This is a genomic window from Bowmanella denitrificans (assembly GCF_002887595.1).
Taxonomy (GTDB): Bacteria; Pseudomonadota; Gammaproteobacteria; order Enterobacterales; family Alteromonadaceae; genus Bowmanella; species Bowmanella denitrificans.
This window is the reverse complement of sequence record NZ_PEBU01000002.1, coordinates 662,035-682,061: the sequence shown is the minus strand read 5'-3', so window position 1 is coordinate 682,061 and position 20,027 is coordinate 662,035. Positions and strand designations below refer to the sequence as shown.

The following is a 20,027-nucleotide window of genomic DNA, read 5'->3' as shown; positions in this document are numbered from 1 at the left end:
ACCCGAAACCGCCAGTACAAGGTTGTTAATTCATCACCGATAAAGGCTTGATACACAACTTATATTTGGCGGGGCTTCGGGCGCGAATGATAAGGTTTTTGCACCGTAAAAGATAGCCTAAACGCTGCTTGATTGATCCTGGTCAATGATTCACACTGGCCGCCCAGTCACGTCGGTAAAAGAGCTCTGATTTGCCCAATACTTCCCATAACTGGTTGTTTAGTCTGCTATTCCTGGCCATCATCCTGTTGATGGCCAACTGGCTGGGGCGTTCAGACTTCGGCGAACAATCCGCATCGGTTTGTGAGTTGGATAAACAAGACTGCGCTATCCCGCTGGGAGACGAGGATGGCAAAATCAGTATCATGCCTAAACCCATTCCCCTTGAAGAAGAGCTTGATATTTCCATACTGTTACCCGCAGGGGTAACGTTCCAGGCCGCTCATATTGAAGGCGTGAATATGTTTATGGGGCGTATTCCTGTCATCGTTGAGCATATTGAAGGTAGGCATCACCGAGCTGTCAGCTTCCTGGGGAGTTGCACAGAACCGCAAATGCACTGGCGACTGGTGCTTAATCTGAAACGGGATGATGGCCAGGCCTTGCATCGGCAGTGGGATTTTTATACCCACAGCCGCTGACAAGTTGCCCCATAGATAGCTACGATTTTAAGCTGGTTTATCCAATAGCAATAAGCTTTCCTCCGCAAAACCGGTACCTGCTTCGGTATAGAAGTTAAATACGTGATCGATACCATAGCGAAGTAATTCCAGCCGTTCATCCTCGTAACGGGCAATGGCCGCTAATTGAGCGCGATAACCGGCTTTGCGCAATTGATCATGGATATGACGGATATCCTCAGTGGAGGGCAAGGCCAGCAGAATCAGCTCAACGCTGGAAAAATCCATATTATCCCATAGGTCTGCATCCTCACCGTCACCCAGAATGACCTGCAAATTCAAGGATTTTTGTCGTTCGATACGATCCCGGTCGGCATCCATACCCCAAACTTTATTGCCCAAAACATCCCGTAACGCTAAAAAGGCTCCTTTTCCGACCCGGCCCATACCCACCACCAGCACCTGGGCATTTTCTGGTTGCTGATAAACATCTTCGGGTAAGCGCCTGGATTTTTCGTAGCGCTTGATAAGCTGCTGATAGCGGCTATACCCCGAGTGCGCATAACGATAGATAACACTGGTCAGAATAAAGGAAAAAGACACCGCCAGAGCCAGAATCACCAGCCATTCTTTACTCAGCCAGCTGGATTCCACACAGAGTGCCACCACAATCAATCCGAACTCACTGAAGTTACTCAGCGCCAATCCGGCCAGGTAAGAAGTTCGTCCGCGCAAACGCAAACTGGCAAACAAAAAGAAGAACATCAGGAATTTTACCGGTAACAGCAGGCATAACAGCAGTGCCAGCCCCACCATCTGTATATCCGGCAGCGCAGTAAAGCCAATTGATAAGAAAAAGCCGATCAGGAACAGATCCTTAAAGCTCATCAAGGCCTTATTCAGCTCGGCGGCTTTGACATGATTGCTCATCAGGATCCCCATGACCAGGGCCCCCAAGTCGCCTTTAATACCCACCAGGTTAAACAACTCATAGCCACCTAAGGCCAAAAAGAAGCCGGTTAGCGGCAGTAACTCTCCGTGTCCGGATAACTGTACCAGGCGCTTCAAAAGCGGCTTTACCCAGAGTAGGGCAAATAAGCCAAAGGCATAAACCGATGGCGTTTTGCCGGTGGCAAGCACCAGAAATAACACCGCCAGAATATCCTGCATAACCAATACGCCGATGGCCAGTTTACCGTGCCGCGTTTTCATTTCACCGGCTTCTTCCAGCAACTTAACAATACACACGGTGCTGGAGAAACTCAGTGCAAAACCAAGCAGGGCGGCGGTCTGCCAATCAAGGACGGCAAAATAAGCTAAAGACAGACTACCCAGAGCAATTAACAAAGCGCCAAGTAAACTGGACCACACCAACATATGTACGCCGGTTCCCACCCAGACTTCCCGTTTAAGCAAGTCTTTAATGTTCAGCTTTAAACCAATGGTAAACAGCATCAGGGTAATGCCAAGATTTGCCAGGGTTTCCAAGCTCTCGGCGGGACGAATACCAATAAAATTCAGTAAAAAGCCAGCCGCCAGAAAACCTATTAGTGGCGGCAGATTGAACATCTTCACGCCCAGGCCACAAACGAAGGCAAACAATACCCAGATAAAATCCATCAGCAGAAAATCCGTCAGTTCAACAAACAAGCCATAGAATAATAGAGGTAAGCCTTGATAATCAAAAGCTTGTATTGTTATTGAGGCAACAAATAAGTGCTATCAAGCTTGGTAGTGAACCCGCTCAGTGGCAGAGCAGACTCTGATATATTTGAGCCCCTAGCGTGGTGACGAAGACAAACTTTCTGTCAATCTGGTGACGGTGTCGGTATCAAATAAACGGTCACAAGCCGGGTACAAGTCAAATTCCTGATTTTCAAAGTGGTCTGATAACAAATATTCCAGCCGCTGTTCATCGTCATGGCTTTCCTGTCCTTTTCGCAGTAAGTGCTCTACAGCGTCTACCTGTTGGCGGATTTTTTGCTGTTCGGCTCTGGCTTTATGGATCAGTTCATCCAATGGGGGTTCGCCAAATGCTTGCAGCAATGGAAATATCAGATTCTGATCCCACTGCATATGCTGCGCCAAATCATGGCTAAACAGTTTAAACAGCCTTTGAGCATGCTCTGGGCTGCTGCGCTTGTATTTGCGAAAGCCGATATACAGTAGCTCCAGCCGCTGCTGATTGGCGCTGAAGTAACGGGTAATGAATTTGTTCATGTGTCGGGCTCCAAACACCAGGGAGTGCCAGAATATCCGAAGCATGCCTGCCAAGATTTAATCTAAATCAAAGGAAAGACAGAAGCTGACTTATCTGTCCAGGGACAGCTCAGGGCGTGACCATAACCACAACATTACTGCTACCAGCACAATACTAATGGCCACATTAAGGTACAGATGAAGTGAAAAAAACCAAAGTAACAGAGCACTGCAGGAAATCATCAGAGTGGCCAACACTTTGGCTTTTCGCGGTACGGACCCGAACTGGCGCCAATTGCGGATAGGCAAGCCATAGCGAGGATGGTTCAGTAACCAAATTTCAAGAGCAGGCCAACCTTTACCCGCACACCAGGCGGCAATCAGCAAAAAGACCACAGTAGGCAGGCCTGGCACTACCACACCGATTAAACCAATCACCACAAAGGCGACTGCCAATAGCCGCCACAGCAAATTCATCGTCCAGCGCAACCCGACCTACTCAATCCATTTTGCATTGTCACCATCATAGCAGAATGGTCGGAAATTCAGAGCAGATAATACTTTTCCTGAAAGATGCCGGGCACCGCTGATAACTTGTTGTTTTAAAATAAATAAATTGATAGGTTGAAGGCCCTATATGTACTGGAGATAACTATGCGCAGGTCACTGGTGGCCATCCCTTTGCTGTTCACTTCTGTGGTTTTTGCCCAAACACCGGATATACGCGCCCAGCAGATTGCAGCTTATGCAGTAGAAACTTATGAATCCGCTATGGTCGACAGCCTTCGCGAGTTGGTTAAGCACAACACCGTGGCGGTAGAAGGGCTATCGGCATTGGATAATCCAGCCCATCAGGCATTTAAAGCGGCGCTGGCCAGGCAAGCCCACAGATTAGGCTTGGATTTTCAGGATCATGGCTATGTGGTGGTGATTGCGCTCGGTGAGGCAGAAAAACGATTAGGTGTGATTACACATGGTGATATTCAGCCCGTCGACCCATCAAAATGGGCACAGTCTCCCTTTGAACTGGATGAAACCAGCGAGCCAGGGCGCTTGATTGGTCGTGGTACAGAAGATGACAAGGGCCCCATTTCCACCGCGTTGTACGCTATGAAAGCGATTAAGGACAAAGGCATTGAGCTGAACCGGCGGATTGAACTTTATGTGTATATGGCTGAGGAGTCGGATTGGGGTCCTCTACAGGAATTTGTTAAAGCCAACAGCCTGCCGGATCTGAATATCACGATTGATGCAGAATACCCGGTTGTAACTGCAGAAAAAGGTTACGGCACCCTGAGCATGACCTTTGCTAATCAGCCCATTGATACTTCGCAGCCCTATTTGTCTGAGTTTTCCGGTGGTTTCTTTGGTAGTCAAATCCCCGAAGATGCCAGTGCGGTGATCCAACATGCTGATAATGCCCTGGTTGCGCAGCTAAAGAGCCAGGCTAAACAATACAACAACATGCAATTCCAATTTGACCAGCAAGGGAATGCTTTACAGATTCAGGCCAAAGGAAAATCTGCCCATTCATCAAAGCCAGATGATGGTGTGAATGCGATTTCCTATCTGGCCGCCTTGCTTAATGGTCAGCGCTGGCCAAATAACGCCGCCGGCTCGCTGGTGAACTTTATCAATGACCAGTTGGGAACCGGGCTATATGGTGACAAGTTTGGTGATATTGCGTATGCAGATGATTTTATGGGGCCAATGACGGTTTCCCCGACGGTGATTAAGGGGGTGGATGATGGCGTGCAGCTCAATATCAACATTCGTCGCCCCCGCGGCAAGACGGCTGAACAGCTTGATGTTGAGATTAATCAGGCGCTGGATGCCTGGCAGATAGCCAGTGGTGTCACCCTGGCAGCCCGGCATAACTATATCGGTGAACCCTTTGTACAAACCGGTGCGCCGCATATTGATACGCTGCTGGCGGTTTTTTCCCATTTCACCGGCATCCAAAACCCTGAGCCCATCGCAATCGGTGGTGGTACAAATTCCCGTTTATTTCCGAATGCGGTCAGTTTCGGGCCGTCAATGCCAGGGGTGGAATACACCGGTCACTCAGAGCATGAATTTATCAGCCGCGCACAATTTCGTTTGAATCTGCAAATGTACACGGCGGTAATGGTGGAACTGGCTGGTAAAACGCCATAATTAGCAAAATCACCATATAAAGGGTCAACATGTGTTGACCCTTTTGCTATTGGGCGCATTTTCAAGGCAGATGTCGAAACGATGCCGGGCATAGCGACTATATATTATCGTCACAGGACGATTATCGCTTCATTCTGCAAAACAGGAGAAAACCCGATGGCGAATTATGTTGATGGTTTCGTATTGCCCGTGCCTAAAAGCAAGCTGGACAGTTACCGACAATTGGCGCAAAAGGCCGGTGACGTCTGGATAGAATATGGTGCGCTGGAATATCGTGAATGGGTGGCGGAGGACGTCAAACCCGGTAAGGTGACTTCGTTTCCTCAGGCGGTAGACTTAAAAGACGATGAAATCGTGGTGTTTGCCTGGATCACCTATGCCTCACGGCAGGACAGGGACAGAATCAACGAACAGGTGATGGCCGACCCAAGGTTGAGCGACATGATGAATCCCAAAGATATGCCCTTTGATGCCATGCGTATGTTCTGGGGGGGATTTGCGCCTTTAGTGCAACTGCCTTAACGCCGAATAAAAAAGGAGCGCCAATGCGCTCCTTATCTTTGTCAGAATCGATACTGTGCCTTGGCGTACCAGTAGCGTCCATCAATGCTGTAAGCGGAAAAACCAGAGTAGGGGAAGATCTGATTAAAGTCCGTTTGCCCCATAGTGCTGATGGTATCTCTGGGATACTGATCAAACAGGTTGTTGGCTCCCACAGATACTTGCCACTGCTCCGTCAGCTCATAGGCCACATCCAGATCAGTAATCCATTTAGCATCCAGCACTTCGTCATTTGCTGCTGTGCTGCCGGCATCGACCACCTCTCCATAGCGTACCGCGCGCAAAGTTACTTTGCTTCTGTCATACTGCCAGGTGGCTGACAGGTTGAGCTTGGAGTCTGGCGTACCAAGCTCAAAGCGTTTGGTTTCCAGGCGGCCAAATAAGGTGTATTGGTCCGGATCCAGTGCATTCAACTCTGGCGGGTTGGCGGCAATACGTTCCACGTCAGTGTCGTTACGGTTGTAAGCTGCGGTCAGATTCAGACTGCCATACTCATGCAGTGGCAGATTATAACTGGCAGTCAGGTCGACACCCTGGGTGCGAGTATCTATGGCATTAGTGAAGTAGCGCACTTGTTGCACTCCGCTGATACCGGCGTCGTTAAGAATTTGCACCACCGCCGGGCCGCTCAGGCTTTCACTTAACACAATACGATCGTCAATATTAATGCGATACCAATCCAACGTCAGGCTCAGTCCGCCTGCCTGGTAGGTCAAACCAATGGAGCGGCTCAAGGACTGCTCTTCCTGCAAAGGCTGCGAGCCCAAAGCTAAGGCGGCGGGATGGTCCGCGGTATAGGTGCCAACTTCAAAAGGCACGCCGTTAACAAATTGCGTACTGACGGTGGTAAAGGCTGATTGCGCCAGGCTGGGAGCACGGAAGCCGTTGCTGATTGAGGCGCGAATCGCCAAGCCGTCTGTCAACTGGTAGCGGCTGGCCAGTTTGCCACTCACATCTGAACCAAAATCGCTGTAGTCTTCATAGCGACTGGCCAGGGCAATATTCCATTGCTCGGTCAGATTGGTGTCCAGGTCTACATACAGTGACCAGTTATGGCGGCTGCGATCGGTAGCGCTGATGGGGGAAAAACCAGGGAACACCTGTGAACCACCGGCCGCCACCGGATTGCCCTGCTCATCCAGCACCGTCAGATAGGATGCCTGTTCACCGGCTTTAATCTGGTAGTTTTCCCGCCGGTATTCGGCGCCCACCGCCACAAGCAGGCTGTCGGGAAGCCAATTTGGCGTGTAATAGCGGGACAGATCCAGATTCAGCAGAGATTGCGCATATTCCAGGGTGCCAGCGTCAAACTTAGTCGGGCTGGCATTACCCATTGAGGTATTCAGACTGTTTTCCACGTTAAAGTTGAAACTGTCCCAACCATGCGTCAGGCTCACATCCCATTGCCATTCGCCTGCCAGGCCTTTGGCACCAAGAGTACCGCCCAGGTCTTCAATATCTGAAACAATGTAGGGTAAAAAGCCATCAGGATAGATGGCGGGTACATTGCGACTATCACTGGCCCGTCGGTAAAAACCACCGCTTTCGCCGTCCCGCACCCCATAGCTGGCATAGCCATACAGCTCTACCTCGCCAAGCGTGTAACCACCGTTAAGGATCAGGCTGTGCTCTTCAAGAGCAGCCTTGCCAAACCGGTGATTATAACGGTCAAACTCCATCTCTCTTGGGTCGAGTAAACCGCTGGCCTGCAAAGGATATTGACGACGGGGATCGAAGCCGGAACGGTTGGTGGGCTCACGGTCGCGATACTCATAAGTCAGATTGATAAAACCTTCGTCACTGATGCTTAAACCTTTGTTGACCGACAGGTTCCAGGTCTCACCGTCACTGCGTTTTCTATCCTCACCAGTACTAAACTGCAGATTCCCTGCCGCGTCACCGGAGACGCCCGTCAACTGCGGTACCCCGGCCATTTGTGTATCGTGCTGACCAAAGGTCAGGGCAACAGTGCCTTCATCATCGCTGTCTTTAAGGACGATGTTAATCACGCCGGCAATAGCGTCAGAGCCGTATTGTGATGCGGCGCCATCGCGCAGGATCTCAATGCGCTTGATGGCGGCGGCCGGGATCATATTCATATCTACCGCGCTGGAACCACGGCCAACCGAACCATTGAGGTTTAGCAGCGCACCGGCATGGCGGCGCTTACCATTAATCAGCACCAAGGTATGATCCGGTGCGAGACCACGCAGTACAGCAGGACGGGCATGGTCAGTACCATCGGTAACAGTGGCATGGGGATAATTAAAGCTGGGGGCCAGATTGGTCAGAAGCTGACTGATTTCCAATTGGCCGGAAGAGGTCAGTTGATCGGCATCCAGAATATCAATGGGCACATTGCTTTGTGCCACGGTTCTGTCACTGCGTCTGGTACCTGTGATGATAATCTGTTCAAGTTGCTCATTGGCACCATCCTGCGCATAGGCGGCAGTGCTGCTGATGGTAATCAAAGGCAACGCAAGCAGTCCAGTGCCAAGCTGACGGCTAAGGGTAAAAGCAAGTTTGTTTAATTGCATGTGTCGCTCCTGCGTGTTTGTGTGTGCCACCGCACTTTAGCCAGGACCTTATAACGGGTCCAAGTTCTGATTTTAATTTTATATTCCTTAAAGGAATCGATATCGATAAATATATAACCAATGTAAACGAAAAGGTCAGTTTGAGCTTAGGCAACGCCATTGACGTTGCGCCAGCAACCAGCAATGTATTGATATGAAAAGCAGAAAGGCTGCGACAAACGGCTGGAATACAGAACGCCGGCTTTACGGCCGGCGTCACTTGTAAAGATTAAAATGTGGCGCGTAGCACCATAAAGCAGGCGGCACTCAGCAGTGCTGCAGCGGGCAGGGTGATGATCCAGGCCAGGCCAATGGGTTTCATCAAATCCCAGTTAGTTTGCTTATTAACCAGGCCTATGCCTAATACTGCACCAATCAGTATGTGGGTACTGGAGACGGGTAATCCCATTAAAGAGGCGACCATCACCACGGCTGCGGCGGCTAATTCCGCAGAAAAACCCGAAGCAGGGTGCATCTGCGTCAGGTTGTGACCTACGGTTTGGATCACTTCTTTGCCAATAAACCACAGACCGACAATCAGGGCGATACCAAAGGCCACCATGGCCACAGTGGGGACCGCCGCCGTAGCGCCCACTTCACCGGTACGCAGTACATCCAATATGGCGGCAAAAGGGCCAATGGCATTGGCAATATCATTGGAGCCGTGGCTGAAGGCAAAGCCTGACGCGGTAAAAACCTGCATCCAACTGAACATTAAGTAAGTTGACTGAGACAGTGAACTGCCCTTCAGGGTTTTGGCAAAGATAAAGGTTGCCATCCATACTGCGGCGCCAATCATCATCATAATCAGATAGTTATGCAGTCTTGTCAGGCCCAGATTCATATGCTTCAGGCCTTTAAACAGCAGCATGGCAGAAATCACCATGGCCCCCAACGCGGCAATCAGTGGCACCCAGTGTTCCAGGGCTCGGTGTGCGCCGACTTCCTGCTTCTTCTGGTCAATTTCATGCAAGCTGCGGTAATAGTCAGATTCCAGATCATCAGGACCAAAGTCTCCCTCAACATACACATGAGCATCACGCGCCATGGCACCGGTATAGGCAATCTGCTGAATTTCACTTAGGCGCTCAAATGCCTGCTTATGCTGGGCTTTTAGCTTCTTTTTTTCTTTTTTTATGCGTTTCAGCTGGCTTTCTGCTTCATCATTGTAATGCAGTACATGCTTTTTAATGGCCGCAAACAACAGGTAGGAAACCAACCCACCTAACAAGGGAGACAACACCCAGGATATAGCAATTTCACCAATCTGATCCCAATGCACCAACCCAAAGGCAGAATCACTGCCATTCATTAAAATACCGAGGGTGATAGAACTACCGACAATACCGCCAATAATGGCGTGAGTGGTAGAGACCGGATAGCCGCGCTTAGAGGCAAACAACAACCAAAGGGCCGCAGACAAGAGTGCCGACATCATAATATAAACAAATTGCATCGGGTCCATATGCAATTGACTCATATCCACAATGCCTTTGCGGATAGTCTCTGTTACCTGACCGCCAGCAATTACCGCACCACTGACCTCAAAAATAGCGGCGATAAACAAGGCCTGTTTAATGGTCAGGGTACCGGCACCAACACTGGTACCAAAGGAATTGGCTACATCGTTGCCACCAATGTTGAACGCCATAAACAGGCCAAACAGCGTAGCCAATACGAATAGCAGGCTGTGGTTATTGTGGGTATAGCCTAATCCCCAATAAAGGAAATAGCCGCCCGTTACCAACATCAGCACAATAAAGAACAAGCTCAGTCTGGATAGCTGGTTGCCGGAGCGCGGCGCTGTCATTACATTACTCAGGGTATTCACTGCAATCGTTTTAAGTTGGGGTAAACTGCGCTCAAGCTAACAAGGCATTGTGTAATTAATGTGACATTGCAGGTCCGGTGACCATGACGAGTCATGAAATCCTTTTAGCTTCAATGGATTATTGCAATAGGCTAAGATTCAACACCAAGCGCGAACAGATAAGGAAACGATATGAGGGCACTGGTGGCGTTACTGGCGCTGATATTTATATCTGCCCAGGCTGAACCACTGAAAGTGGCGGTAGCATCTAACTTTGCTGCACCCATGCAGGCCATTGCCGACGAATTCGAGAAACAAAGCGGCTATCCGGTTAGTCTTGCTCTTGGCGCGTCCGGCAAATTTGTTGCGCAAATCACCCACGGTGCACCTTTTCATTTGTTTTTCAGTGCAGACCAGAGCAAACCTAAGGCCCTGCTGGACGCAGGTATCGCGCAAGCAGGAAGTCAGCAAACCTATGCCATAGGTAAGTTAGTGTTATGGTCACCCGGGCAGGATCCACAGCAGGGCAAGATTCTAAACGGCCCGTATCGCAAACTGGCCCTGGCTAACCCCAGGCTCGCCCCCTATGGCAGTGCAGCGGTAAGCGTTTTAACCCAGCTCAATTTGCTGCACAGCAGTAAAACCCGTTGGGTGCAAGGAGAGAACATTGCCCAGACCTACCAGTTTGTGCAAAGCGGCAATGCCGAACTTGGCTTTGTGGCGTTGTCACAATTGATGCACAACGGCGCACTGGATACTCAGCATACCTGGTTGGTACCCAGCCATCTTTACCCGCCCATATACCAGGACAGAGTGGTGATCAGAGATGCCCATGAGCGTGCTGATACACAGGCCTTCCTTACCTTTTTACAATCACCCTATGCAGAGCAAATTATCCGCTCATTTGGTTATGCGTTACCTGGGCAAAACCAATAATGCCGCTTAGCAATGACGATTTAGCGGCCATTTGGCTGACCTTAAAGCTAGCCAGTACGGTGACAGTGATTCTGTTATTGATAGGGACACCTATCGCCTGGTGGTTAAGCCAGACCACAAGTTGGTTTAAACGGCCTGTCGCAGCGTTAGTGGCGCTACCCTTGGTTTTGCCTCCCACTGTAATTGGCTTTTATCTGCTGGTAGCGATGGGGCCGCAAGGGCCGATCGGACAGTTTACCCAGTGGTTTGGGCTGGGCCTGCTGCCTTTTACCTTTTGGGGATTGGTGGTGGGCTCGGTATTTTACTCCCTGCCTTTTGTGGTACAGCCTTTATACAACGCCATGACCGCCATCGGTCTGCGTCCTCTGGAAGTGGCGGCCACCTTGCGCGCCAGTCCCTGGGACCGATTTATCACTGTGGTATTACCGCTGTCCAGACCCGGCTTTATTACCGCCGCCGTGCTTGGTTTCGCCCATACGGTGGGGGAATTTGGTGTAGTGCTGATGATAGGTGGCAATATTCCCGCCGAAACCCGCCTGGTTTCGGTACAAATCTACGATCATGTTGAAGCGCTGCAATACAGTCAGGCCCATAGTTTGTCGGCATTAATGCTGGTCTTTTCATTTATCGTGTTATTGCTGGTACAGGGAGTTTCAAGACAAAACACGCAAAGGAAAGGTCATGGATAAGATTGAAATCAGCCTGGATCTGCAATTAAGTAAACAATTCAATCTGGCTCTCGATTGCGTGTTGCCGGGCAAGGGCATTACCGGCATTTTCGGTCATTCCGGCTCGGGTAAAACCAGCCTGCTGCGTTTTATTGCCGGTCTTCAGCCTTGTGCTGGTGCCTCTTTAACTGTAGCCGGACAAATCTGGCAGCAAGGCAAGCAAAAACTGGCCGTGCATCAAAGGCCATTGGGATATGTATTTCAGGAGGCCAGCTTATTTGCTCATTTAACTGTGCAGGGCAATCTGGATTATGCGCGCAAACGGGCCTGGCCTGGCACAGGCATACCCTATCCACAAATTGTCGAACTGCTGGGCATTGACGGGCTGCTTAGGCAGTTACCCGATGCGCTGTCAGGCGGCGAACGCCAGCGGGTGGCGATTGCCAGGGCACTGCTTATTAATCCCAGCCTGTTGTTGATGGACGAGCCTTTAGCTTCATTGGACGAAAAACGTAAACAGGAGTTTTTGCCCTATCTGCATAACTTGCATCAGGAGCTGGCGATTCCGGTGCTCTATGTCACCCATTCTCTGGCAGAGCTGACCCGCCTGGCTGACTACGTGCTGATGCTGGAACAGGGTAAGTTGAAGGCACAGGGCAGTATTGCCGAACTGAGCCGCCAGCTGGGGCTGGCGGATCCTGATGCACCTTTTTGTGTGCTTGACGCCGTGGTCACAGCATCCCATCCACAGTGGCATTTGGTCAGTGCCCAAAGTCAGTCGGCCAGTTTATGGCTACCAGACTCTGGCCTCAAGGTAGGAGAGCCTTTGCGCCTGCATATATTGGCCAGGGATATCAGCCTGAGCCTGGGTAATCACAATGACTCCAGCATTCTCAATCGACTGCCGGCCCGGGTAGAAAGCGTTAATACTGTGCAAGATGCAGTAATGGTTGAACTTAGCAGCAATGCAGGAGCATTGCTGGCCAAGATCAGCCTGCGCTCGGCAGAGCACCTGCATCTGCAAGTAGGCCAGTCGCTGTTCGCGCAAATCAAATCTATGGCTCTTAGTCGCTAACCTATCTACGACTATTGTCGACAATTATTGCATTTACATTTGATCTTCCCTGGTTCGGGGTCTATATTGTCGACACTTTAATAAGCTTATCCTGTGTGACGCCCCGTGAATTTACTCAGTGAACAGGCCGTAACTTCGGCCGATAAAACATTCTTCCTGCTGCGAAAGGACATAGTAGAAGGGGGGATTGCATCAGGCGCCAAGCTGAGTGAAACAGAATTGTCGACAAAATATACCGTCAGTCGTGCCGTCATACGTGAAGCCATCAATCGATTGGAATCCTGTCGCCTGGTTGAGCGTAAAGCCAATATTGGCGCTAGAGTGGTGGCACTGAGTCCCCAGGGCCTGATTGAACTGTATGAAGTGCGCGAAGCGCTGGAAGGCATGGCTGCACGCCTGGCGGCACGCAATATGACAGAGCAGGAAATAACCGCACTGAATGACTTACTCAACCAGCATTTTCAGGAAGTAAAGGGCGGCGAATCTTATTATCAGGAAGCCGGAGATGTGGACTTTCATTACCGCATTATTCAGGGCAGCAAAAATCGCCATCTGATTAATATGCTCACCAACGGTATTTATCACCTGGTGCGTATGTACCGCGTACAGCTGGGAATGGCCGGACCGCGCGTCACCACGGCCTTCGATGAACACCGCCATATTGTTAAAGCCATTTCTAATCGTGATGAAGAACTGGCGGAAATGCTGATGCGCCGTCATATCACCTATTCAAGAATCAATATTGAACAAAAACTGGCCACTGATGCCGGTAACAGGAGAGAACAAGCATGAGTGCAGGAAAAAAATTCCGCCAGGCGCTGGCCGACAATCAACCCTTGCAGATTGTCGGTACGATTAACGCCTATACCGCGATGATGGCCAAACACATCGGCCATCAGGCTATCTATTTATCCGGCGGTGGTGTGGCCAATGCCTCTTATGGCCTGCCAGATTTAGGTATGACCTCGCTGAATGATGTGCTGGTGGATGTGCAGCGTATTACCGCTGCCTGCGACCTGCCGTTGATGGTCGACATTGATACCGGCTGGGGCGGAGCCTTTAATATCGCCAAAACCATCAAAGACATGCAAAAGGCCGGTGCGGCCGCGGTGCATATGGAAGATCAGGTGGCGCAAAAACGCTGCGGCCATCGCCCCAATAAAGAGATTGTCTCTGTGGAAGAAATGCAGGACAGGATCAAAGCCGCCGTGGATGCCCGTACCGACCCTGACTTTTTTATTATGGCCCGCACCGATGCCTTTGCACAGGAAGGCTTGGAAGCCGCCATTGAACGTGCCAGGGCGTATGTTGAGGTCGGTGCCGACGGCATTTTCGCAGAAGCTATTCAAACCGAAGCCCATTATCGGGCTTTCAGCGAAGCGCTGAACGTACCGATTCTGGCCAATATCACCGAGTTTGGTAAGACCGAGCTTTGGAACAAAGCCGAGCTAGGCCAGTGGGGCGTGGATATGGTGCTGTATCCGTTATCCGCATTTCGGGCCATGAACCGTGCTGCAGAAAACGTGTACCGGCATATTCTTAACGACGGTGACCAAAAAGCCGTACTGGACAGTATGCAAACCCGTATGGAGCTGTATGACTACCTGGGTTACCACGACTACGAACAAAAACTGGACGCCTTGTTTGCCCAGGGCAAAAACAAGTAATAGTCCCGATTTTGCGGCAAAGGCACTGAATCAGCCTGACGTCAGCATAGAACGAGAATAGCCGCTGCAATAAATTCGTCATAAAAACGCGGCATTTCTATGCTTGATTAAACCAGTAAATGAACCCTATAAAAATCAGGAGAATAACCAATGGCACAAGGTAAAGTATTAAGTGGCGCAGGTCTGCGCGGCCAGGTGGCAGGTAAAACAGCGCTGTCTACCGTGGGTAAGTCCGGTTCCGGGCTTACCTATCGCGGCTATGATGTTAAAGATCTGGCCGAGCATTGCCAGTTCGAAGAAGTGGCTTACTTGATTCTGCAAGGCAAACTGCCCAATCAGGCCGAACTGGATGCGTATAAAGCTAAACTTAAGTCCCTGCGCGCGCTGCCACAGGCATTAAAAGATGTATTAGAGCGTATTCCTGCCGAAGCTCATCCCATGGATGTATTGCGCACCGGCTGCTCAATGCTGGGCAATCTGGAAACAGAACTGGATTTCTCTGAGCAGCAAAACGCAACCGAACGCATGCTGGCCTGCTTCCCCAGCATCATCTGCTACTGGTATCGCTTCAGCCACGACGGCGTGCGCATTGAGGTAGAAACCGACGATGACAGCATTGGCGCGCACTTTTTGCATTTGTTACATGGTGAAAAACCCAAGTCACTGCACGAGCAGGTGATGCATGTTTCCCTGATCCTTTACGCCGAACATGAGTTTAATGCCTCCACCTTTACCGCCCGCGTTTGCGCCTCCACCTTGTCAGATATGCATTCCTGTATCACTGGTGCCATTGGTTCACTGCGTGGCCCATTGCATGGCGGGGCCAATGAAGCGGCCATGGAAATGATTGAAGGCTTTACCTCTGCAGAGCATGCTGAGCAGGAAATGCTGGGTAAATTAGCCCGCAAAGAAAAGATCATGGGCTTTGGTCATGCCATTTATTCAGAGTCTGACCCGCGCAATGCCATTATCAAATCCTGGGCGGCCAGGCTGGCCGATGATGTGGGCGACAAAGTATTGTATCCGGTCTCGGTGCGCTGTGAAGAAGTGATGTGGCGTGAGAAAAAACTATTCTGTAATGCCGATTTCTTCCATGCCTCGGCTTATCACTTTATGGGTATTCCGACTAAGTTGTTTACCCCGATTTTTGTGATGTCGCGTTTAACCGGTTGGGCAGCCCACGTGATGGAACAGCGCGCCGACAACCGCATTATTCGCCCATCGGCGGAATACACCGGCGAAGAGCTACGTAAAGTCACTCCCATCGCCCAGCGGTAAGATCAAAAAGAACCACAGAGGCACAGAGGGCACTAAGTAATATGCTCTTTCTGTCTCTGTGGATAATGACAGCAAACAACTAAAGCGCGCTGGGAAAGACCAGCTTCTTATCTATCCAATTCTCTGTGCGCTCTGTGACTCTGTGGTGCAAATATGAATACCGAATTTAAACAGCTATTGCCCGGCACCAACCTGGCGTATTTCGATACCCAGGCTGCAGTGGAGGCCATTGAGCCTGGTGCCTATGCCAAATTGCCTTATACCGCCAAAGTCCTGGCCGAAAATCTGGTCAGACGCGCCGAACCGGCCAAGCTCAATGCGTTTCTAACCCAAATCATTCAGCGCAAACGCGAACTGGACTTCCCCTGGTTTCCGGCCAGGGTGGTGTGCCACGATATTCTTGGCCAGACCGCACTAGTCGATCTGGCGGGTTTACGTGACGCTATCGCCGAAAAAGGCGGCGATCCGGCCAAAGTTAACCCCGTAGTACCCACCCAGTTGATAGTCGATCACAGCCTGGCGGTAGAACACGCCGGTTTTGAAAAAGACGCCTTTACGAAAAACCGCGCCATAGAAGACAGGCGCAATGACGATCGCTTTCACTTTATTAACTGGACCAAAACGGCATTTAAAAATGTTGATGTGATCCCTCCGGGTAACGGCATTATGCACCAGATCAATCTGGAGAAAATGTCGCCGGTGATCCAGGTTAAAGACGGTGTCGCGTTTCCCGACACCTGTGTTGGCACCGACAGCCATACCCCGCATGTGGATGCGCTGGGCGTGATTGCCATCGGGGTAGGTGGCCTGGAAGCCGAAAGCGTGATGCTGGGGCGTGCCTCCTGGATGCGCTTACCGGATATTATCGGCGTTGAGCTAACCGGCAAACCACAGCCCGGCATTACCGCTACCGATATCGTGCTGGCCATCACCGAATTTCTGCGTAAAGAAAAAGTAGTCGGGGCCTATCTGGAATTTTTCGGGGCCGGGGCAGCCAGTCTGACCCTGGGCGATCGCGCCACTATTTCCAATATGACTCCGGAATATGGCGCCACCGCGGCCATGTTCTATATCGACAAGCAAACCATTGACTACTTGCGCCTGACTGGCCGTGACGACCAACAAATCGCGCTGGTGGAGAACTATGCCAAAACCACCGGACTGTGGGCCGACAGCATGACCGAGGCGCAGTACGAACGGGTGCTGACATTCGACCTTGCCACAGTAGTGCGCAATATGGCCGGGCCTTCTAACCCCCATGCACGGGTGGCAACCAATGAACTGGCCAGTAAAGGGATTGTCGCTGATTACCAGCAAGAGTCAGGCAAAATGCCAGATGGCGCCGTGATTATTGCCGCTATCACCAGTTGTACCAACACCAGTAACCCGCGCAATGTGATTGCCGCTGGTCTGCTGGCCAAAAAGGCCAATGCCATGGGCCTGGTGCGTAAGCCCTGGGTGAAAACCTCGCTGGCCCCAGGCTCCAAAGCGGTGCAGCTGTATCTTGAAGAAGCCGGTTTGCTGCCGGAACTGGAACAGTTGGGCTTTGGCATAGTGGCGTTTGCCTGTACTACCTGTAATGGTATGAGCGGCGCACTGGATCCACAGATTCAACAAGAGATTATCGAGCGCGATCTATACGCCACTGCGGTGCTGTCGGGTAATCGTAACTTTGACGGCCGTATTCACCCTTATGCCAAACAGGCCTTTTTAGCCTCACCACCGCTGGTTATTGCCTACGCCATTGCCGGTTCGGTGCGCTTCGATATTGAAAAAGACGCACTGGGGCTGGATGCCCAAGGCAAGCCTGTGACCTTAAAGGATATCTGGCCAAGTGATGAAGAAATTGATGCGGTGATTGCCAAATCGGTCAAGCCCGAGCATTTCCGCAAAGTTTACGACCCGATGTTCGACTTAACTGTCGACTACGGTAGCCATATTGATCCCCTCTATCAGTGGCGTGAAATGAGTACCTATATCCGCCGTCCACCTTATTGGGAAGGGGCGCTGGCCGGGCAGCGCAGCCTGACAGGAATGAGACCGCTGGCGGTACTGGGGGACAATATCACTACCGATCACCTGTCGCCGTCCAATGCTATCTTGCTGGACAGTGCTGCCGGGGAATATCTGGCCAAAATGGGCCTGCCGGAAGAAGATTTTAACTCTTATGCCACCCATCGCGGTGACCATTTAACCGCGCAGCGCGCCACTTTTGCCAACCCTAAGCTGTTTAACGAAATGGTCAAAGACCAAGCAGGTAAGGTTAAGCAAGGTTCGCTGGCCCGTGTTGAGCCGGAAGGTAAGGTAACGCGCATGTGGGAAGCCATTGAAACCTATATGCAGCGTAAACAGCCATTGTGCATTATTGCCGGTGCCGATTATGGTCAGGGTTCGTCCCGTGACTGGGCCGCCAAAGGAGTACGCCTGGCAGGGGTGGAAGTTATAGTGGCAGAAGGCTTTGAGCGTATTCACCGCACTAACTTAATTGGTATGGGGGTACTGCCGCTGGAGTTTTTAGCCGGCACCAACCGCCATACGCTGGCCATTGATGGCACCGAAACCTTTGATGTTAAAGGCAAACGTGAGCCCGGTGCGCTGCTGACGTTGGTAGTGCAGCGCCAAAACGGCCACAGTGAAGAAGTGCAGGTTAAATGCCGGCTGGATACCGCCGAGGAAGTGTCTATCTATGAAGCGGGCGGCGTGCTGCAGCGTTTCGCCCAGGACTTCCTGGAATCGGAAAAAGCCTAAATTAACCACAGAGGCACAGAAGAATACAGACTAGCCAGTACTAAACGCTCTGCGCCCTCGGCGTCTCTGTGGTGAAATTTATCTAAACAGAATGATAGATAACCACAGAAGCACAGAGAACACAGAGTGGTTGAAGGTATTGTTACTGTAAGAGACATTAGTTCATTAAACGACGAGACGCAGAGAACGCTGAGATTGCGAAGGCCTCGATTGAAAGATCTCCTGCTATTTTTCGTGCCCTCTGTGTCTCTGTGGTTGAAGAAAATTGGAAGCTATTATGTTCAAACCGCAGATTCGTATTCCAGCCACCTATATGCGTGGCGGATTGTATATTACAGAGACCTGTCCAGAACCTCCTGGAATCCAAAAAGCCTAAATTAACCACAGAGGCACAGAGAACACAGAGTGCTTAGATTTTTGAACCTCTGTGCCCTCTGTGTCTCTGTGGTTGAATAAATTGGAGTCTATTATGTTTAAGCCTCAGATTCGTATTCCAGCCACCTATATGCGTGGCGGTACCTCTAAGGGCGTGTTTTTTAAGTTGGATGATTTGCCGGTGGCGGCGCAGGTGCCTGGGGCGGAGCGGGATGCGCTGTTACTACGGGTCATCGGTAGTCCGGACCCTTATGCCAAGCATACCGACGGTATGGGCGGGGCGACATCATCCACCTCAAAAACCGTGATCTTAAGCAAAAGCACCAAAGCCAACCACGATGTGGACTATCTGTTTGGCCAGGTGGCCATCGACAAGCCCTTTATCGACTGGAGTGGCAATTGCGGTAATCTCACTGCCGCAGTGGGTGCCTTTGCCATCAGCAATGGGTTGGTCAAAAGCGATCGTATTCCCCACAATGGTCATTGTGTAGTGCGGATCTGGCAGGCCAATATCGGCAAAACCATCATTGCTCATGTGCCAGTCAGTAACGGTGAAGTACAGGAAACCGGCGATTTTGAACTGGACGGTGTGACCTTTCCAGCCGCCGAAGTACAGATTGAATTTCTGGATCCGGCCGCCGACGAAGACGGTGAGGGCGGGGCAATGTTTCCCACCGGCAATCTTATCGACACGTTGGATGTGCCTGGCGTCGGCAGTTTTCCAGCTACCTTAATCAACGCCGGTATTCCCACCATTTTTGTTAACGCTGCGGATATTGGCTATACCGGCAGCGAATTGCAGGACGATATTAATGCCGATAGCGCAGCGCTAGCGCGCTTTGAAACCATTCGCGCTTATGGTGCGCTGAAAATGGGCCTGATTGAAGATATCAGCCAAGCGGCCAGCCGCGCCCATACCCCGAAAATTGCCTTTGTCGCACCGCCTAAAGACTATCAGGCGTCCAGTGGTAAAGCGGTCAGCGCAGACAGCATTGATTTGCTGGTACGGGCCTTATCCATGGGCAAATTGCACCATGCCATGATGGGTACCGCTGCCGTGGCCATTGGCACCGCAGCCGCCATTCCCGGTACATTGGTTAATCAGGCTGCCGGTGGCGATGACAAACAAGCGGTGGTCTTTGGTCATCCATCCGGCATTTTGAGGGTTGGAGCCGAGGCGATTCAACAAGATGGCCAATGGCAGGTTAGCAAAGCCATTATGAGCCGCAGTGCCCGTGTGCTGATGGAAGGTTGGGTAAGAGTACCAGGCTAGTCTGAATAGTTTGACAGCGCCTTGAGGCGATGGTTATCCATCGCCTTTAATGTTACCTTCTTGGTCGATTTAGACTTTTTGGAT

Annotated in this window: 16 protein-coding genes; 11 read left to right on the top strand and 5 right to left on the bottom strand. The window is 50.9% G+C overall.

Annotation, left to right across the window (positions count from 1 at the left end; translation table 11 throughout):
• Positions 1 to 191: 191 nt before the first annotated feature.
• The gene (locus tag CSR04_RS06565) at positions 192 to 641 is read left to right on the top strand and encodes a hypothetical protein (protein ID WP_102795439.1); all 450 of its coding nucleotides are present in this window, start codon (positions 192 to 194) and stop codon (positions 639 to 641) included.
• Between the two features lie 27 nt (positions 642 to 668).
• On the opposite strand, the gene CSR04_RS06560 is transcribed toward CSR04_RS06565, so the two are convergent.
• The 3 genes from CSR04_RS06560 to CSR04_RS06550 form a co-directional block, all read right to left on the bottom strand.
• Positions 669 to 2,240: a cation:proton antiporter domain-containing protein gene (locus CSR04_RS06560; protein ID WP_102795516.1), complete on the bottom strand. Its 1,572-nt coding sequence runs from the start codon at positions 2,238 to 2,240 to the stop codon at positions 669 to 671.
• A 159-nt stretch (positions 2,241 to 2,399) separates the two neighbouring features.
• Positions 2,400 to 2,840: a hemerythrin domain-containing protein gene (locus CSR04_RS06555; protein WP_172449260.1), complete on the bottom strand. Its 441-nt coding sequence runs from the start codon at positions 2,838 to 2,840 to the stop codon at positions 2,400 to 2,402.
• A 90-nt stretch (positions 2,841 to 2,930) separates the two neighbouring features.
• Positions 2,931 to 3,296, bottom strand: a complete 366-nt coding sequence (locus CSR04_RS06550) for a YbaN family protein (RefSeq protein ID WP_102795437.1) — start codon at positions 3,294 to 3,296, stop codon at positions 2,931 to 2,933.
• A gap of 177 nt (positions 3,297 to 3,473) precedes the next feature.
• Here CSR04_RS06550 and CSR04_RS06545 point away from each other — a divergent pair, with 177 nt between their 5' ends.
• Both CSR04_RS06545 and CSR04_RS06540 read left to right on the top strand, forming a co-directional pair.
• A complete protein-coding gene (locus tag CSR04_RS06545) occupies positions 3,474 to 4,976 on the top strand; it encodes a dipeptidase (protein ID WP_102795436.1) in 1,503 nt (500 codons plus the stop codon).
• A 156-nt stretch (positions 4,977 to 5,132) separates the two neighbouring features.
• A complete protein-coding gene (locus CSR04_RS06540; protein WP_102795435.1) occupies positions 5,133 to 5,498 on the top strand; it encodes a DUF1428 domain-containing protein in 366 nt (121 codons plus the stop codon).
• A gap of 41 nt (positions 5,499 to 5,539) precedes the next feature.
• Here the strand turns inward: CSR04_RS06540 and CSR04_RS06535 are convergent, their stop codons facing one another.
• Positions 5,540 to 8,074, bottom strand: a complete 2,535-nt coding sequence (locus tag CSR04_RS06535; protein WP_102795434.1) for a TonB-dependent receptor plug domain-containing protein — start codon at positions 8,072 to 8,074, stop codon at positions 5,540 to 5,542.
• Positions 8,075 to 8,342: 268 nt separating this feature from the next.
• Complete coding sequence (locus tag CSR04_RS06530; protein ID WP_102795433.1) at positions 8,343 to 9,923, bottom strand: inorganic phosphate transporter; 1,581 nt, start codon at positions 9,921 to 9,923, stop codon at positions 8,343 to 8,345.
• Positions 9,924 to 10,115: 192 nt separating this feature from the next.
• Between CSR04_RS06530 and modA the strand changes: the two genes are divergently transcribed.
• From modA to prpF, 8 genes are all read left to right on the top strand, one after another.
• Entirely contained in the window at positions 10,116 to 10,859 is a 744-nt protein-coding gene (gene modA / locus CSR04_RS06525; protein ID WP_102795432.1) for a molybdate ABC transporter substrate-binding protein, read from the top strand.
• Positions 10,859 to 11,548 (top strand): molybdate ABC transporter permease subunit, encoded by a 690-nt coding sequence (modB, locus tag CSR04_RS06520; RefSeq protein WP_102795431.1) that lies wholly within the window; start codon positions 10,859 to 10,861, stop codon positions 11,546 to 11,548. Before modA ends, modB begins: the two co-directional genes overlap by 1 nt.
• Entirely contained in the window at positions 11,541 to 12,602 is a 1,062-nt protein-coding gene (gene modC, locus CSR04_RS06515; RefSeq protein ID WP_102795430.1) for a molybdenum ABC transporter ATP-binding protein, read from the top strand. The genes modB and modC overlap by 8 nt, the downstream gene beginning before the upstream one ends.
• Before the next feature lie 105 nt (positions 12,603 to 12,707).
• Positions 12,708 to 13,394, top strand: a complete 687-nt coding sequence (locus CSR04_RS06510) for a GntR family transcriptional regulator (protein ID WP_102795429.1) — start codon at positions 12,708 to 12,710, stop codon at positions 13,392 to 13,394.
• Positions 13,391 to 14,269: a methylisocitrate lyase gene (gene prpB / locus CSR04_RS06505; RefSeq protein WP_102795428.1), complete on the top strand. Its 879-nt coding sequence runs from the start codon at positions 13,391 to 13,393 to the stop codon at positions 14,267 to 14,269. The genes CSR04_RS06510 and prpB overlap by 4 nt, the downstream gene beginning before the upstream one ends.
• A 150-nt stretch (positions 14,270 to 14,419) precedes the next feature.
• Positions 14,420 to 15,547 (top strand): bifunctional 2-methylcitrate synthase/citrate synthase, encoded by a 1,128-nt coding sequence (gene prpC, locus CSR04_RS06500; protein WP_102795427.1) that lies wholly within the window; start codon positions 14,420 to 14,422, stop codon positions 15,545 to 15,547.
• Between the two features lie 153 nt (positions 15,548 to 15,700).
• Positions 15,701 to 18,295, top strand: a complete 2,595-nt coding sequence (acnD, locus tag CSR04_RS06495; RefSeq protein ID WP_102795426.1) for a Fe/S-dependent 2-methylisocitrate dehydratase AcnD — start codon at positions 15,701 to 15,703, stop codon at positions 18,293 to 18,295.
• Between the two features lie 469 nt (positions 18,296 to 18,764).
• Positions 18,765 to 19,943: a 2-methylaconitate cis-trans isomerase PrpF gene (gene prpF, locus CSR04_RS06490; protein WP_172449259.1), complete on the top strand. Its 1,179-nt coding sequence runs from the start codon at positions 18,765 to 18,767 to the stop codon at positions 19,941 to 19,943.
• Positions 19,944 to 20,027: the final 84 nt, after the last annotated feature.

Bases quoted from the DNA above. Each gene is read 5' to 3' on its own strand.
- CSR04_RS06560 (WP_102795516.1), bottom strand. From the start codon at position 2,240: ATGGATTTTATCTGGGTATTGTTTGCCTTCGTTTGTGGCCTGGGCGTG.
- CSR04_RS06555 (WP_172449260.1), bottom strand. From the start codon at position 2,840: ATGAACAAATTCATTACCCGTTACTTCAGCGCCAATCAGCAGCGGCTG.
- CSR04_RS06550 (WP_102795437.1), bottom strand. From the start codon at position 3,296: ATGAATTTGCTGTGGCGGCTATTGGCAGTCGCCTTTGTGGTGATTGGT.
- CSR04_RS06545 (WP_102795436.1), top strand. From the start codon at position 3,474: ATGCGCAGGTCACTGGTGGCCATCCCTTTGCTGTTCACTTCTGTGGTT.
- CSR04_RS06540 (WP_102795435.1), top strand. From the start codon at position 5,133: ATGGCGAATTATGTTGATGGTTTCGTATTGCCCGTGCCTAAAAGCAAG.
- CSR04_RS06535 (WP_102795434.1), bottom strand. From the start codon at position 8,074: ATGCAATTAAACAAACTTGCTTTTACCCTTAGCCGTCAGCTTGGCACT.
- CSR04_RS06530 (WP_102795433.1), bottom strand. From the start codon at position 9,923: ATGACAGCGCCGCGCTCCGGCAACCAGCTATCCAGACTGAGCTTGTTC.
- modA (WP_102795432.1), top strand. From the start codon at position 10,116: ATGAGGGCACTGGTGGCGTTACTGGCGCTGATATTTATATCTGCCCAG.
- modB (WP_102795431.1), top strand. From the start codon at position 10,859: ATGCCGCTTAGCAATGACGATTTAGCGGCCATTTGGCTGACCTTAAAG.
- modC (WP_102795430.1), top strand. From the start codon at position 11,541: ATGGATAAGATTGAAATCAGCCTGGATCTGCAATTAAGTAAACAATTC.
- prpB (WP_102795428.1), top strand. From the start codon at position 13,391: ATGAGTGCAGGAAAAAAATTCCGCCAGGCGCTGGCCGACAATCAACCC.
- prpC (WP_102795427.1), top strand. From the start codon at position 14,420: ATGGCACAAGGTAAAGTATTAAGTGGCGCAGGTCTGCGCGGCCAGGTG.
- acnD (WP_102795426.1), top strand. From the start codon at position 15,701: ATGAATACCGAATTTAAACAGCTATTGCCCGGCACCAACCTGGCGTAT.
- prpF (WP_172449259.1), top strand. From the start codon at position 18,765: ATGTTTAAGCCTCAGATTCGTATTCCAGCCACCTATATGCGTGGCGGT.